This is a genomic window from Bordetella tumbae (assembly GCF_965139195.1).
GTDB classification, from domain to species: Bacteria; Pseudomonadota; Gammaproteobacteria; order Burkholderiales; family Burkholderiaceae_B; genus Bordetella_A; species Bordetella_A tumbae.
The window spans coordinates 21,469-35,395 of the sequence record NZ_CBCSJH010000004.1; the positions used below are offsets into that span (position 1 = coordinate 21,469).

Genomic DNA, 13,927 nt, shown 5'->3' on the forward strand with positions numbered 1-13,927 from the left:
ATGCGTACTTGGTTCTGGACTTTGCTGCTTCTTATCGTCGCCGTCGCTTTGGCGGTGGTGCTGCGCTCTCATACCGGCAACGTTATTTTCCTGGTGTCGCCGTGGCGCATTGAACTGTCGTTGACGCTGTTCGTGCTGCTGGTGGTGGGTATTTTCGTCGCGCTGTACGTGGGCTTGCGCCTGCTGGCCTGGTTGTTGGCCATTCCGGATCGTATGCGTGTCTGGCGCGGTCAACGTGCCCAGGCTCGTGATCACGTACTGCTCGAACGCGGCTGGACAGAGCTCCTGGAAGGGCGCTTTTCTCATGCCGAGAAGAATCTGACCAAGCTGTTGGGGCAGACTCGTGTCGAGAGCCGGCGAGTGTTGGCGGCGCTGTCAGCGNCGCACATGGACTGGGCGAGTTTGCTCGCCGGGACCAGTTGCTGGACTCCGCACGTGAGCACGCCTCTGGCAATACCGGCCTGCAAGAAGCTATCGCCACCGTTGCGGCAGATCAACTGCTGGATCAAGGCCGTGCGCAAGACGCCTTGGCAGTGTTGACGCCGTTGCAGGACGGCGGAGCCCGTCATCTGCATACGATGCGCCTGCTGTTGCGTGCCGAGGCGGCCCTGAATCATCACGACCGTGTCTTTACGCTGGCACGTGGGCTGGTGCGCCGCAATGCACTGTCCAAGACCGAGGCCGAAGGCCTGATCGATCGATCGGGCGCAGCGCGACTGCGTGCTGCTGCGGCCTCCGGTACGGAAGCCTGGCGCAGCGTCTGGAAAGACCTCAAAAACGAAGAGCGCGTCTTGCCGGAAATTGCCCTGGCAGGCGCCACGGCATTCGAGGCCGCGGGCGAGCCCGCCGAGGCTGCTCGCATCCTGGAGGCAGCCGTCCCGGTCCACTTCACCTCGTCCTTGGTGGATGCCTATGCGCGTTGCGAGCCCGACCAGGTGCCTCGCCGTCTTGCCAAAGCCGAGGGTTGGCTGCAAAAGCGTCCCACCAATGCGGATCTGTTGAGCGCCTTGGGAATGTTGTGCCTGAATGGCCAGTTGTGGGGGCAGGCCGAGCGCTATTTGCAGCGCAGCCTGGCGCTGCGTAACGATGCGCGCACGCATGCCTTGCTCGGCAGCCTGTACGACCGTTTGGATCGTCCCTCGGACGCTGTGCGCCATTGGCGCTTGGCGACGGTTGCGACCATGGCATTGCCTGTACTGGCCGGCGATCCGGCCTTGCCTGCAGCCGATACGGATGCCGACCCTCTGCATCTGGATGCAGAGGGGGAATACTCGACCTATCCGCCGGAGGCAACTGTTGCCGCAGTGCCAGTTGTGTCTCAGCTCGAAGACGCACCCTTGTCGGTCCCGGCCGACTATGTGCTGGATCCTGATGCTCGCGTCCTGGAGCGCGAGGCGTCAAACGCGTTGGAGCCGGATCCTCCGGCTGTCGCGCCTGCCCGGTCCAACATCGATATCGAAGACTACTTCGACAGCGCACCCATCCCCGTGCCTGAGTACGATGCCCCGGAGCCTACTTACGACACCCCGCCATCCACCTCGCCTGATCAAGGCAAATCGGATAAGCGGGATGACGGAAAATCTCTTCCACTTTCAGATAAACAAGGTTGAACCATGAGTCTCGATCGCGTCTCTCCCGGCAAAAATCTGCCGGAAGACTTTAACGTCATCATCGAAATCCCCATGAATGCCGACCCGGTCAAATACGAGGTCGACAAAGACAGCGGCGCCGTATTCGTGGATCGCTTCATGCTGACCGCCATGCACTATCCGTGCAACTACGGTTATATCCCTCAGACCCTGTCTGAGGATGGCGACCCAGCCGACGTGTTGGTGTTGACCCCGTTCCCGATTCAGGTCGGCGCCGTCGTGCGTTGCCGCGCGTTGGGCGTGTTGGAAATGGACGATGAGAGCGGTGGTGACGCCAAACTGTTGGCCGTGCCGGTCGACAAGCTCTATCCTCCTTACCGCAACATCAAGTCATACGAAGACCTGCCGGCTGAGGACATCAGCCGTATCCAGCATTTCTTTGAACACTACAAAGACCTGGAAAAAGGCAAGTGGGTCAAAGTCAAGGGCTGGAAAGGCGTGGACGCCGCTCGCGAAGAAATCGTGCGCAGCGCCGAACGCTACAACAAGGGCTGATGGCGATGCCGGCACGCATTCAAGAAGGTCAAGAGAACATGGACTACGTATTCCCTCCGTCGCCGCCCGTTGCCGTGCCCGTAGCCGGCAGCGGCGCGTTGGTTCCGGTGCGCCGCATCTATTGTGTGGGCCGTAACTACGCCGAGCACGCCAAGGAAATGGGCTTCACCGGTCGCGAAGACCCGTTCTTCTTCAGCAAGCCCAACGACGCCATCCTGTCGATCGCCGACGGTGAAACCGGCGCCACGCCTTATCCGCCCAAGACCAGCAACCTGCATTATGAAATGGAGCTGGTCGTCGTGCTGGGCAAAGGCGGCAAAGACATTTCCGTCGAGCAGGCTGGTGAATGCGTGTGGGGCTACGCCTTAGGGCTGGACATGACCCGCCGCGATCTGCAGGGCGAAGCCAAAAAACAAGGACGCCCCTGGGAGGTCGGCAAAGCCTACGACCTGTCCGCGCCGATCGGTCCCGTCCATCCGCGCAGCGTCGTCGGTACCCTTGAAAAGGGCGCCATCTGGCTCGACGTCAACGGCCAGCGCAAACAGTCCAGCGACATTTCACAGATGATCTGGAACATTCCCGAGAGCATCGCTTATCTGTCGAGCCTGTTCGAGTTGAAAGCCGGCGATCTGATCTTCACCGGCACCCCCGAGGGCGTGGGTGCTGTCGTTCAGGGCGATGAGCTCGTGGGCGGTGTCGAGGGTCTGGGCGAATTGCGCGTGCGTATTGCTTGATCGTCAGTCTCTTTCACGGCCAGGCGCCTAGGGCTGATTCTCTCCAAGCCGGGACGACTTGGCTCGAGGCTTTGTGCTGACTGTATTTTCTCCGGAGTTTCATCATGCGCGGACGAGTCATGCTGACGGCGCTGATCGTATTTGGCGTCGTACTGCAAGGCTGCAACACCATGGCAGGCATGGGCAAGGATATGTCCGATGCCGGGCAAGCCATTAGCACGGCTGCAGAAAAATAAAGCTTCATGCTTGTTGCGACAACGGCCCCTCCGGGGCCGTTGTCGTTGTTGCAGCGAAAACAAGCAGCTCGTTTTATCGCGCGTGCCACGCGATGTGAGGATTTTGCCCACCTCGGCATCTACGAATAGCCGGGATCTCTGCGAGGTTTCACACTACAGCCTCTGTTGATTGAAGAGAGGTCGGGCATGATCCAGCGTATTTCCCGCCAGCGCGGTCAGGGGATGACTGAGTACATCATCGTGGTGGCGCTGGTTGCGGTGGCAGCCATTGCGGTCTATCAGTTATTTGGTCAAGTGGTGCGCTCGCAAACCGCAGCCATGGTGCGTGAAATCGCGGGCGAAGACGGCACTGCCGAGTCGCGCACAGCCCAGTCGGCGGCGGACAAGTCCACGACACAGACCAAGACGCGCACGTTGAAATCGTTCACGGGGCACGCCAAATGAAGGGCGCACGCGGCCAGGCATTGCCACTGGTCCTGGCGCTCGTCTCCGTGGGCAGTATTGCCTGGATCGCCTTGTACAACGTAGGACAGACCGCGAGTGCCCGCGTACGTCTGACGCATACCGCAGACGCCGTGGCATATAGCGGCGCCGTGGCGCAGGCGCGCAGCCTGAATATGTTGGCCTACATCAATCGTGCTCACGTGGCGCATCAGGTTGCGATGGCGCACCTGGTGACCCTGTCCTCCTGGGCTCAGTACGGGCAGACACAATCGCAACAACGAGCCTCGCGAAATCCTCCGTCCACGTTGATCTCGAGGCTCTTTGGGGCCTCGGTAGGGAAAGCGTACGCACGGGCACGTGCGACCGATGATATCGCGCCCGCATTAGCGCATGCATTTCAGCAGCACGATGACGTGGTGCATCAGATATTGCAGCAGGCCTCCGTCTCCGTCGTGGAAAGTATGAAGGATTCTCGCCAACAGACGATGTGGCGCGTTCTGCATGCGAACTATCCAGAGTATGGCAGCGGAGCAGGGGAGCTTGAGAATGGACCGTTGCAGTTTGCTTTATTGTCGGATGGCCTGCCGGGATACGTTCAATCCTATCCGGGGCGCCAAGAGGGCCCGCTGCGGAACATGGTCGAGCATGCGGCGCAACGGTACGATTTTCTACAGCGCCGCAATCAAACTCGTCGTAATGACTGGATCGTGAAAGACCAATGTCCTGCCAAGCGTCATGAACTGCGGCGCCGGGGAAATACCCGGCTAGAGGCAGACGGACGTTGGTCTGCACGGGATACCGTGTCGTTTCATGCCTTGCGTTCCAATCGTTGGATAGGCTGCTACTACCGCGAATACGCAATGGGGTGGGGCGACAATAGTCCTCAATCGAAAAAGAACCCACACATCAGTGATCAGCCGCCGCATGGGTTCGCTCAGCAGGATTTCTGGCGCTGGGTACACGAGCACACAACATGGGACTTGTTGTCGGGCCGCAGTAATCCTATGGCGAAGGCTTACGCCTCGTTCAGCGGATTGCATTGGGCCAGTCGTGGGCTCCCTGACTATTACGATCTGAATGACGATATCGCGTATCGTCCCTTGCGGTTTGCCGTCCAGTTGCGTCAGTCTGCCGCGTCGTTGATCACGGCCCAGGCAGCGAATGCGCGAGTGGCTCCGATTGCACGGTATGCCTATCACGGCTTGGCCGCCGACGAGTTCGTGACGGTCAACAGTGCAGCGCAGGCCTATTTCGAGCCACCGTCCCACGGTAACGACAACAACGAACTCGCGAGTTTATTTCGCCCCTATTGGCAAGCTCGATTGAGCCCCATGCTGCCTGACGATGTGTCGAGGGGCCGGCCATGAAATGGCGGTCGCACCGTTCCATTGCTCAGGGGCAAGCCGCGGTCGAGGCGATGCTTGCTCTGGTGTTGCTAGGCGGACTCATGCACGGCGTCGCTGCTGTCGGGACAGTATTGCTGCGTGGGCAGCAGGCGGCACAGTCTAGCCGTCTTGCCGCGTTCATCGATGCTGAAAATCATGGGTTCGTTCCGAGCAAAAGCGATATCGGAAATGCTCAGGTCGAGATCCTGGCTCGCGATTGGCTTCATGTCGATTCTGGGTTGCGTAGCGCACATGCTACTGATCATTCCGTGACGCCGCCGGCATTTATTGCCGGTGATACAGGTTCGATGCCCGTGCATCGACATACAGTCGTTGCGGCGGACACCGGGCATGGTGTCGATGATGCCGCAGTGTCCGAACGTATTCAACGTTCTTCAATAGGGTGGGCGGAGGCGGCACGAGGCTCAGTCCGTATTGCTGACACGTTGCGGCGTCGTATGCGGCATGTAGACGCGCCGTGGGGACGGGACGAGTGGTCGACCGATTGGCTGAATGCATGGGAGGACTTGGCGCCGACACGAGCCATCATCGCTGGACGCAGCAGTTTGACGGAGCATTGACACGATGTATGGATTGAACGCCTGTTGGAAAATGCTCTGCATGTTGCGCCGATCGTCAGCCGCGTTCGTCGTGACGATGATCATGGCCATCGCAGTCCAGGCAGGGGAGGCCTCTGCGCTTGAGGATTTGTCACTGCCACCGGGCAGCACGCAAACCTCATTTGGTGGGCGGATGCATTTGTTCGGGATGCCAATCGATATTCGTGTTTTTGGTATTCCTTTGCCCATTGCACAAGCCGCTCGCACGTTGGGCGAGCGTTATCCCATGCTGTCGGATATGGGACTCTATCCCCGGCGCGTGGTGCTGTCAGGGCACGTTGTCAATCAGTTCTGGGTGATGAACCTTGAATCTGAAGGTCCTCGTTCCACGCGTGGCAGCCTCTCAGTACTGACCGAAACGGATTTCTCCAGTGAATTGACCGCACGACAGCATGCGGCGGTCCGCCAGGGCGACACGATGAGTTCACTCCCGTGGCGGCTGACGGGGGCGCGATTGCGATTGCAGCTCGAACAAGAAGAGCCAGACGGCCGTAACCGCACTCAAGTATGGACGTCTACTTCGTCTATGGAGTCGGTCTCGGCGGTCATTCGTCAAGGTCTGCGGAATGAACGCTGGCTAGCGGAGACGGATACGCCAACGACAAGCCGATGGCGGCGAGCGCGGAGTCTGCTTCAGATCACCATAACCGCCATTGATGGCGGTACGGGAATCGTCCTGTTGCAACACGATGGAGCAGAATCTTGAGCCTTATATATACGGCGTTCCAATTACGCATACGCACTATCGGAGTTTGTGGTTTTGCTTTGGCTGCAGGCCTGCTTGCAGCTTGGGCCGCTCATGAACACATCCAGACACGCGAGCGTGAACTGGAACGTCAGGCAGCGGTGGAGGTTCGTACACGCTTGGTCGTTGCCACGGACCTTGCCGCAGGTACTCGACTGCAGACGGATCATCTCGCAATCCGAGATATTCCGTTGCCATGGGTGCCGAGCCATTCGTTTGAAGCAGATGCCGTGGATCAAGTGCTCGGCGGCGTGCTCACCACCAATCTAAAGCAAGGCGATATTTTGCTCCCGATGCACATCGCTGCAGAGGTCGAGTCATCGCTTTCAGACTTGGTACTACACGGAAGGCGTGCCGTGACGTTGCCTGCGGCTGAGATCAATGCGGTATCAGGGCTTTTGCAGCCGGATGATTTGATAGATCTTTATGTGTCGTTCGTGCACCAGGGTCAGCATCTGACCGCGCCGTTACTACAAGGCGTACGCGTGTTGGCGATCGGCGGCCGCGCCGACTCGCCCGTGTCCATCACGTTCGACGCCTCCGAACAGGACGCTATCAAACTCGTGGCGGCTCGTCATACGGGTTCGTTGACTGCCATGTTGCGTCATCGCAGCGATGCGATGGTCTCCGAGTCCGCAGCCCCTGGGGATCTGGCTGCCTTGATGGGGCTGGCGCATCCGGCGACGGCCGATCGAGCGCCGATTCCTGTTCTATACGGTGATCGGGTTGACACCGAGACGCTGTCATCAGATGCAAACGCGCCCGAGCAGGCGTTTCCGGCTTTACCGGATCGAGATGTACCTCCACCCAAATCGCTCGCCATATATTCGGAGGGACGATGAAAAGAATTCTGCTTGCCATGTCGATCATGATGGCCGTGCCGAGACCCGTGTGGCCGGCAACCGAGCCCGCGGCATTAATCCTGGAGGTAGGACAGACCAAAGTCGTTCATCATCAATCAGTGACACGTGTCGCGGTGGGAAACGGGCAGGTCATCAGCGCAGTCTCTGTCGAGGGCAAGGACGTGGTCCTCTTTGCTCGACAGGAGGGCGCCTCGTCTGTGCATGTCTGGACGCCGAACGGCGTAGGCGCCGCTTATGAGGTCCAGGTCCGCCCCGCAGGGTGGGCGCAGATGCAACAAGAAGTGCAGAAGCTGCTCGCACACATCCCCAGCGTACGCAGCTCGTTGGTGGGCGACAACATCGTTATTGAGGGAGAGGATCTGACCGACGATGATCGCGAGCGTGTATCGGCTTTGGTGCGCCGTTATCCTCGCATTCTGGATTTCACCGGACAAATCGGCTGGGATCGCATGGTCTTGCTGGACGTTCAGGTCGTGGAGCTGCCCAGTGCACATTTGCGCGAATTCGGGGTGCAATGGGATACGGTATCGACAGGGGGAATACAGGCGGGCATTGTTTGGCAACCCGGTTCGAGTGTGCAGCCGAGTGATCAGACGGACATACAGCCGCTGTCGATGGCGGGCAGGGGTGCGGGTGGGTATTTCGGGTTGAATGCCTTGCTTTCGTCGCGTATCACAGCACTGGCTCAGCGTGGCGAGGCCGTGATGCTCGCTCAACCGCAGCTCCTGGCCCGCAGCGGCGCCACGGCATCATTTCTGGCCGGAGGCGAGGTGCCATACACCACGGTCGATGCGCGCGGCAACACCAATACGGCATTCAAACCCTACGGTGTGTCGCTGAACATCACGCCGCGCATTGACCGCACGGGAGCCATCAGGTCGCGTATCGAGGTGGAGGCCAGCTCAGTCGATACGTCTATCAGCGTCTCCGGAGGCCCCGCGTTGCGTACCCGTCGTGCGGCCACTGAATTCAATGTGAGATCGGGACAAACCCTGGTGCTGGGTGGATTCCTGTCGCGCGAGCGCACCAGTGAACATAGTGGCCTGCCCGTCCTGCAGGACATTCCCGTGCTGGGTTCGCTGTTTTCCTCGCACCGCCAACAGCATAAAGAGACCGAGCTCGCGATATTCGTGACGCCGAGAATTGTGTCGCAAGATCATCCTGAGCTGGCCGACCGTGTGCGCCGTGGCCAGCGGGTGCTTACCGAGGCATTCCCGGATTCTCCGGTATTGGGCACGGCGACACCTGCAGTGGGAGACCCCGATTGGAGCGTCTATCGCGGGCCGGGTTCTCAATGGGCACCCACGTCTCATACGGCCAGCCCGATGCATTCCGAACCCACTCAGAGATAAGCATGATTGAGATTGTTATGACGTTCGAAGACGGTGAACAACGCACCGTGCAGCTCCAGGCGCCCTTGAAAATAGGACGCTCGGCGCACTGCGGACTGCGTATTCCCAGCTGGCGCGTAGCCAAACATCACGCGAATCTGCATGGATCGCCGCAGTCTCTAGCGCTGGAGGATACGGGGTCGTTCATGGGCACATTGGTCAATGGACGCCGCATTGTCGTGCATCAGCCTGTACTCCCTGAGGACGATATTCTGATTGGACCGTGCCGGTTACGCGTACGGTCCCTGTACAAGGCTGTCGAAGGGCGAGAATCAAACATATCGTCGCAGCCGTCAATGCCGCTTCTGAACACGATACCGGCAGTCCCATACGAGCTGTCAGACCATACTGTCTCCAGTGTTACGGTTGCAGAGCCGGATGCTGGCGGCCCGACGCTCGGCATTTCCGAGCTCCTGCCCCACCGGCGGCGATTGCACGCCGGACTTCTACAAGCATTGAACCTGCGGCGCCGAGATGTGGACGGTATGAGCGACGCGTCGTTGCGCAGAGAGGCGCAACCCTTGCTGGAGCAGATCGCCGCAGACGATGAGAGCATCCCCGACCATATTGATCGTATGGCATTGTGCCGTGACGTGTTGGATGAGGCCGTCGGATTGGGACCGCTGGAACCGTTGCTTGCAGACTCCGAAATCAGCGAAATCATGGTTAACCGCTATGACGAGATCTATGTGGAACGGCAGGGGCGTTTGTATCGCCATCAGGCTACATTCAACAGCGAACAATCCGTGCGATGGATCATTGAGCGGATTGTGACGCCAATAGGCCGTCGTATTGACGAAAGCGCCCCTATGGTGGATGCGCGTTTGCCTGATGGTTCGCGTGTCAACGCGGTGATACCACCGATTGCCCTGAAAGGTGCCAGCCTGACGATACGGAAATTCCCCATTGTCCGGCCGCAAATGCTGGATTTGGTGCAGAGCGGCGCTATAGATCCGGCCGTAGCTCACTTTCTGATGTCGTGCGTCCGCACTCGCAAGAACATCGTCGTATCGGGCGGAACAGGATCAGGCAAGACCACACTATTGAATATTCTGTCCAATGCTATTCCCGAGGGTGAACGGATCATCACCATAGAGGATGCGGCAGAACTGCGGCTCGACCACGATAATCTGGTCGTGCTGGAGGCGCGTCCACCGAATCAGGAAAATCGCGGCCGCGTCGATANCCGAGACCTTGTACGCAACGCGTTGCGTATGCGGCCTGATCGCATCGTGGTGGGCGAGTGCCGCGGTGCCGAGGCACTCGACATGTTGACGGCGATGAATACGGGCCATGAGGGTTCGCTGACCACCTTGCATGCCAACTCGCCGCGGGATGCCTTGAGCCGATTGGAGACCATGGTCTTGATGGCAGGCATGGACCTCCCTTTGATTGTGGTACGTGAACACATTGGCGCTAGTGTCGACATTATCGTGCAACAAACACGCCTGTCGGATGGACGCCGTGTCGCCACATCAGTCGTGGAGATTACAGGCATGGAGAGTGGACGGATTCAACTGCAAGAGCTGTTTTGTTATCGAGCAGAAAATGGCTTTCAAGCCTGTGGATTGCTGCCGAGTTTCATCGACGAGTGGCATGCCGCCGGTATTGAATTTGATATCGGTCTGTTTTCTGCAATGGCTCAAAAATGCGAATGATTTGGATCACCTTAGCGATGTCTACGGTCTGTGTTGTGCTGCTGACTTGGCAGATGCAGGCATGGTTGGGCCCCGCGGTTGCACGCTATCGCTCGCTCTATACCCGAGAGACAAGCATCAAACTAGACCAGCTATTTCTGTTCATTAGTCCCAGTCGGTTATGGGCATGGATCGTGATGCTGGCCCTCCTGATCGGAGGACTGGCATTTGTCTTGACTGACGCGCCAGTGATGGCCTTCATCGCTGCAGTGGCCGCCACCAGGCTGCCGCGATATCTAGTGGGTCGTATGCGTGCCCGGAGATTGGCGCGGTTCGAGCGGCAGCTGCCTTCGGCCTTGTCGGCATTGGCCTGCGCATTGCGAGCAGGGGTGGGCGTGCCGGCCGCATTGCGCCACATTGCCGATCATAGCGCGGCGCCATTGGCCCAAGAATTCGGATTGCTGCTGCGAGAGCAGCGGCTAGGCGTCTCGTTCGATACGGCATTGGGGAATCTGGGTACTCGCGTGCCATCCGAGGCCAGTGCCTTGTTCATTGCATCATTGCGTGTCGCGTCTCACACAGGAGGCAATCTGGCCGAGATTCTCGAGGGAATTGCCAGCACGCTGCGCGAGCGCCTGAAATGGCAGGAGAAGGTGCGCACCCTGACGTCGCAGGGACGGCTGCAGGCGTGGATCGTCGGCGTACTGCCGGTGCTGCTGCTTTGCGTTTTGAGTTACCTGGAACCCGACGTCATTGCGATGCTATGGAGCACTCCAGCAGGGTGGGGCGTGCTCGCTGTCTTGTGTACCTTGGAGGCCGGCGGCATGTTGCTGATTCGGCGCATCGCCAACATTGATATGTGATCGTCGTCATGTTTGTCGTATTTGCTGTTGTTTTCGCGGGGCTGGGCGCAATGCTTCTCGCTTGGATCCTAGGATCGGTTGTCAGGTTACGCGCAGATGTTCGACGACGCCGAAAAAGCATTGATCGCGATTTGCCTTTTGTATTGGACATGATGACCTTATGTGTGGAATCGGGATTGGGGTTGCATAGCGCATTGCAGCAGGCAGAACGGCATGGGGTCCCGGGATACTTGCGTGAGGAACTCGTTCACGCCTTGTCGGATATGCGCGCGGGCATGCCTCGCGTGGCGGCGCTGAGGGCGCTGGCTGATCGTTGCAATTGTCCCAGCGTTCACCGCTGGATTGCCGCCTTGATACAAGCAGATGGTCTGGGTATGAGTATCGGGATGCTGCTGCGTGAGCACGCTTCGCAATGTAGAACAGACCGGTTTCAGCGTGCAGAAAAACTGGCGCTGGAGGCGCCTGTGAAAATGCTCTTGCCGTTGATAGCTTGTATTTTTCCCTGCACCTTTATCGTGCTGGCATTCCCGATCGTGATGCAGATGTGGCAGGCCGCGCCATGACGGATCGTTGCCAAGCGCTTCGCCGGATCCGGTTGGTGCGAGCCCGCAGCGTGTGGGCTCGGCTGCGAGGACTACTAGGTCGGGAGCGGCCACTCGGGAGGCGTACCGGATTATGGATTTCGCCTTGTTGGGCCGTTCACACCTTTGGTATGCGATATCCCATCGACGTCGCGTTCATTGGTCGCGATGGCAAGGTTCAGCGTCTCGTCCGCGATCTCGGTCCTGGACGTGTCGCTCTGTATTTGAGAGCGACGTCCGTCATTGAACTCAGGGCCAACTCCACGGACTCTTCATTGCGCTATCGGCGGCGATTGAATATCGCTCTACGAATGTTCCTGGATAGCCATACGTCATTGAAATAGCGAGAAGACCGTCAGGCCTGTCTTATTTTTTCTTGCAGTTCTCCGAAAGTCGTGGGCATCGCCTCAGGGCTTGGTTTCTGGGCACGCGTATGGCCGCATGCCGAGATGCTTTCGCAGATTCGCATTTTTTGGCTCGTGGAACATTCCATAGATATTCGTTACATAGTTTGATCAAAACAAGAACAGTAGAAATAAATGCACTTGGTTCATCGTTGCCTGACGCAGATGCGTCAGCTGAAACTCCGTTGTTTGCTGCTGTCCATGAGTACAGCCGGTGCGTTGGCGGGCGTGATCGCGCCGGCATACACAATGAGTTTCGATGCTGCCGCTCAAGCCGATGAAATCCAACGTCGCCAGGCTCAGGAGCTCGAGCAGCAACGTGCCCGTGCCGAACAGCGTCCAGACGTATTGTCCGAGACGGAGTCTTCTTCGATTGATATGGACGCATGGGCGTTGCCCGACGAGACTCCATGTTTTCCCCTTGCAGCGATCTTATGGCAGGGTGATTCACCACCAGCCACAATCCAGGCGACCGCTCAATCAGCCATTGGCAGATGCGTCGGTCTACAGGGATTGAACGTCTTGCAAGCGCATCTGACTATGCGTTTGGTCGACTTGGGGCTAATCACGGCATGGGTTCGGGTACCCGAGCAATCATTAGCCGAGGGCTCGCTCACGTTACGCTATGGGGCAGGCCGTATTTCGGAGGTGCGCAGCGAGGGCGCTCCGGGCTGGTGGCGCACCGTATTGCCCAGTGGTCCGGGCGATGAGTTGAATCAGCGCGATCTGGATCAGGCATTGGAAAACATCCAACGTCTGAAAGGACAATCCGATGCACGTATCGACATAGCGCCCGGAACGGCACTAGGCGCCTCCGATGTTCTGTTGCAACCCGGATCAGGCAAGCGTTGGCATGCTTATATCGGCGGCGACAATGCGGGGCTGAAGACGATGGGAAACAAAAGACTCAATGCAGGGTTGACGGTGGATTCCCCGTTATTTCTGTATGACCAGCTTTCCGTCTCATGGAACAGTAACGCTGGCCTGCGTAATCACGACAACAACACGAGGGCGGCGTCGGTCTATTACAGCGTTCCATTTGGATACTGGACGATGTTCGCAAGCGCGGGCCGTTCGCGCTATCGGCAGACGGTTTCAGGGTTCGAAGAGCCTATTGTCTATGGCGGTACGACGCAGCAAGTCGATGCTGGGGTGTTGGTAGTGCCGTATCGCGGCAGCCACAATAAAGGCACCATCGTGGCAAAAGTGCTGCGCAAGCGTGTGGGCGGGACGCTCAATGGCATCGATATCGAGGTGCAGCGCCGTGACGTCATGGGTTACGAATTGGGTTATCAACATCGCCACTATGTAGGCCGCACGGTGGTGGACGCAGGCGCAGGCATGCGAGGTACCGTACCGCGGTATTCGAAGCAACCTGGGTATGTCTATGGAGATCCCGGCTGGGATGGGCGTACCACGATTCTGGCAGCCACTGCGGGCGCCTACATGCCTTTTACGCTTGCTCAACAGCAGATGGCATATCAATTCAATTGGCAATTCCAGCACGCCAAGACGCCCATCGTGCCCGCGGATTATTTCACGATAGGTGATCGCTACACCGTACGCGGGTTTGACGGACAAATGACTTTGACGGCCGAGGACGGTTGGAGTCTGCGCAATGACTTGTCCTGGAACTTAAGCACCCTCGGCCAACAGCTCTATGCGGGGGTCGACGCGGGGCGTGTGAGTGGTCCCTCTGCACAGTATTTATCAGGCCGGACTTTGGTCGGTGCCGTCGCCGGTTTACGTGGCCGCATATCTGTGCCTTATATCGATACCAGTTACGACGTATCGCTGGGCTGGCCGCTGAAGAAACCCGATGCCTTTCCCACATCAAACGTCGTATTCGCCGCAGCGTTGATGTTCGAGTTTTAGAGAGT

The 13,927-nt window shown here is 58.5% G+C and carries 14 protein-coding genes and 3 pseudogenes; all 17 read left to right on the forward strand.

Annotation, left to right across the window (positions count from 1 at the left end; all coding sequences use genetic code 11):
- Window positions 1-381, forward strand: a 381-nt coding sequence (locus ACNA0J_RS06970) for a heme biosynthesis HemY N-terminal domain-containing protein (RefSeq protein ID WP_415817808.1), incomplete at its 3' end; no start/stop codon positions are given.
- A 1-nt stretch (window position 382) separates the two neighbouring features.
- Window positions 383-1,610: pseudogene (locus ACNA0J_RS06975) on the forward strand (heme biosynthesis HemY N-terminal domain-containing protein); the annotation flags it as partial.
- 3 nt (window positions 1,611-1,613) lie between these two features.
- Entirely contained in the window at window positions 1,614-2,144 is a 531-nt protein-coding gene (gene ppa / locus ACNA0J_RS06980) for an inorganic diphosphatase (protein WP_415806543.1), read from the forward strand.
- A 38-nt stretch (window positions 2,145-2,182) separates the two neighbouring features.
- On the forward strand, window positions 2,183-2,878 hold the full coding sequence (locus ACNA0J_RS06985; RefSeq protein ID WP_415817810.1) for a fumarylacetoacetate hydrolase family protein: 696 nt from the start codon (window positions 2,183-2,185) through the stop codon (window positions 2,876-2,878).
- 104 nt (window positions 2,879-2,982) lie between these two features.
- Window positions 2,983-3,114 (forward strand): entericidin A/B family lipoprotein, encoded by a 132-nt coding sequence (locus ACNA0J_RS06990; RefSeq protein ID WP_415817812.1) that lies wholly within the window; start codon window positions 2,983-2,985, stop codon window positions 3,112-3,114.
- A gap of 186 nt (window positions 3,115-3,300) precedes the next feature.
- On the forward strand, window positions 3,301-3,558 hold the full coding sequence (locus ACNA0J_RS06995) for a hypothetical protein (RefSeq protein ID WP_415817814.1): 258 nt from the start codon (window positions 3,301-3,303) through the stop codon (window positions 3,556-3,558).
- Window positions 3,555-4,925, forward strand: coding sequence for a hypothetical protein (locus ACNA0J_RS07000; RefSeq protein ID WP_415817816.1), 1,371 nt, complete (start codon window positions 3,555-3,557; stop codon window positions 4,923-4,925). The genes ACNA0J_RS06995 and ACNA0J_RS07000 overlap by 4 nt, the downstream gene beginning before the upstream one ends.
- The gene (locus ACNA0J_RS07005; protein ID WP_415817817.1) at window positions 4,922-5,524 is read left to right on the forward strand and encodes a hypothetical protein; all 603 of its coding nucleotides are present in this window, start codon (window positions 4,922-4,924) and stop codon (window positions 5,522-5,524) included. Before ACNA0J_RS07000 ends, ACNA0J_RS07005 begins: the two co-directional genes overlap by 4 nt.
- Before the next feature lie 40 nt (window positions 5,525-5,564).
- On the forward strand, window positions 5,565-6,269 hold the full coding sequence (locus tag ACNA0J_RS07010; protein WP_415817819.1) for a hypothetical protein: 705 nt from the start codon (window positions 5,565-5,567) through the stop codon (window positions 6,267-6,269).
- The gene (gene cpaB / locus ACNA0J_RS07015) at window positions 6,266-7,150 is read left to right on the forward strand and encodes a Flp pilus assembly protein CpaB (RefSeq protein WP_415817821.1); all 885 of its coding nucleotides are present in this window, start codon (window positions 6,266-6,268) and stop codon (window positions 7,148-7,150) included. The genes ACNA0J_RS07010 and cpaB overlap by 4 nt, the downstream gene beginning before the upstream one ends.
- Window positions 7,147-8,523: a type II and III secretion system protein family protein gene (locus ACNA0J_RS07020; protein ID WP_415817823.1), complete on the forward strand. Its 1,377-nt coding sequence runs from the start codon at window positions 7,147-7,149 to the stop codon at window positions 8,521-8,523. The genes cpaB and ACNA0J_RS07020 overlap by 4 nt, the downstream gene beginning before the upstream one ends.
- 2 nt (window positions 8,524-8,525) lie before the next feature.
- A partial coding sequence (locus ACNA0J_RS07025) for an ATPase, T2SS/T4P/T4SS family (RefSeq protein ID WP_415817825.1) occupies window positions 8,526-9,747 on the forward strand: 1,222 nt, incomplete at its 3' end.
- A 1-nt stretch (window position 9,748) separates the two neighbouring features.
- A pseudogene (locus ACNA0J_RS07030) lies at window positions 9,749-10,220 on the forward strand (ATPase, T2SS/T4P/T4SS family); the annotation flags it as partial.
- The gene (locus tag ACNA0J_RS07035; RefSeq protein ID WP_415817827.1) at window positions 10,217-11,062 is read left to right on the forward strand and encodes a type II secretion system F family protein; all 846 of its coding nucleotides are present in this window, start codon (window positions 10,217-10,219) and stop codon (window positions 11,060-11,062) included. The pseudogene ACNA0J_RS07030 and the gene ACNA0J_RS07035, both read left to right, overlap by 4 nt.
- Before the next feature lie 86 nt (window positions 11,063-11,148).
- Window positions 11,149-11,625 (forward strand): annotated as a pseudogene (locus ACNA0J_RS07040) (type II secretion system F family protein); the annotation flags it as partial.
- Window positions 11,622-11,987, forward strand: a complete 366-nt coding sequence (locus ACNA0J_RS07045) for a DUF192 domain-containing protein (protein WP_415817829.1) — start codon at window positions 11,622-11,624, stop codon at window positions 11,985-11,987. The pseudogene ACNA0J_RS07040 and the gene ACNA0J_RS07045, both read left to right, overlap by 4 nt.
- Before the next feature lie 195 nt (window positions 11,988-12,182).
- Complete coding sequence (locus tag ACNA0J_RS07050) at window positions 12,183-13,922, forward strand: ShlB/FhaC/HecB family hemolysin secretion/activation protein (RefSeq protein WP_415817831.1); 1,740 nt, start codon at window positions 12,183-12,185, stop codon at window positions 13,920-13,922.
- The last annotated feature ends 5 nt before the right edge of the window (window positions 13,923-13,927 follow it).

Bases quoted from the DNA above. Each gene is read 5' to 3' on its own strand.
- ppa (WP_415806543.1), top strand. From the start codon at position 1,614: ATGAGTCTCGATCGCGTCTCTCCCGGCAAAAATCTGCCGGAAGACTTT.
- ACNA0J_RS06985 (WP_415817810.1), top strand. From the start codon at position 2,183: ATGGACTACGTATTCCCTCCGTCGCCGCCCGTTGCCGTGCCCGTAGCC.
- ACNA0J_RS06990 (WP_415817812.1), top strand. From the start codon at position 2,983: ATGCGCGGACGAGTCATGCTGACGGCGCTGATCGTATTTGGCGTCGTA.
- ACNA0J_RS06995 (WP_415817814.1), top strand. From the start codon at position 3,301: ATGATCCAGCGTATTTCCCGCCAGCGCGGTCAGGGGATGACTGAGTAC.
- ACNA0J_RS07000 (WP_415817816.1), top strand. From the start codon at position 3,555: ATGAAGGGCGCACGCGGCCAGGCATTGCCACTGGTCCTGGCGCTCGTC.
- ACNA0J_RS07005 (WP_415817817.1), top strand. From the start codon at position 4,922: ATGAAATGGCGGTCGCACCGTTCCATTGCTCAGGGGCAAGCCGCGGTC.
- ACNA0J_RS07010 (WP_415817819.1), top strand. From the start codon at position 5,565: ATGTTGCGCCGATCGTCAGCCGCGTTCGTCGTGACGATGATCATGGCC.
- ACNA0J_RS07020 (WP_415817823.1), top strand. From the start codon at position 7,147: ATGAAAAGAATTCTGCTTGCCATGTCGATCATGATGGCCGTGCCGAGA.
- ACNA0J_RS07035 (WP_415817827.1), top strand. From the start codon at position 10,217: ATGATTTGGATCACCTTAGCGATGTCTACGGTCTGTGTTGTGCTGCTG.
- ACNA0J_RS07045 (WP_415817829.1), top strand. From the start codon at position 11,622: ATGACGGATCGTTGCCAAGCGCTTCGCCGGATCCGGTTGGTGCGAGCC.
- ACNA0J_RS07050 (WP_415817831.1), top strand. From the start codon at position 12,183: ATGCACTTGGTTCATCGTTGCCTGACGCAGATGCGTCAGCTGAAACTC.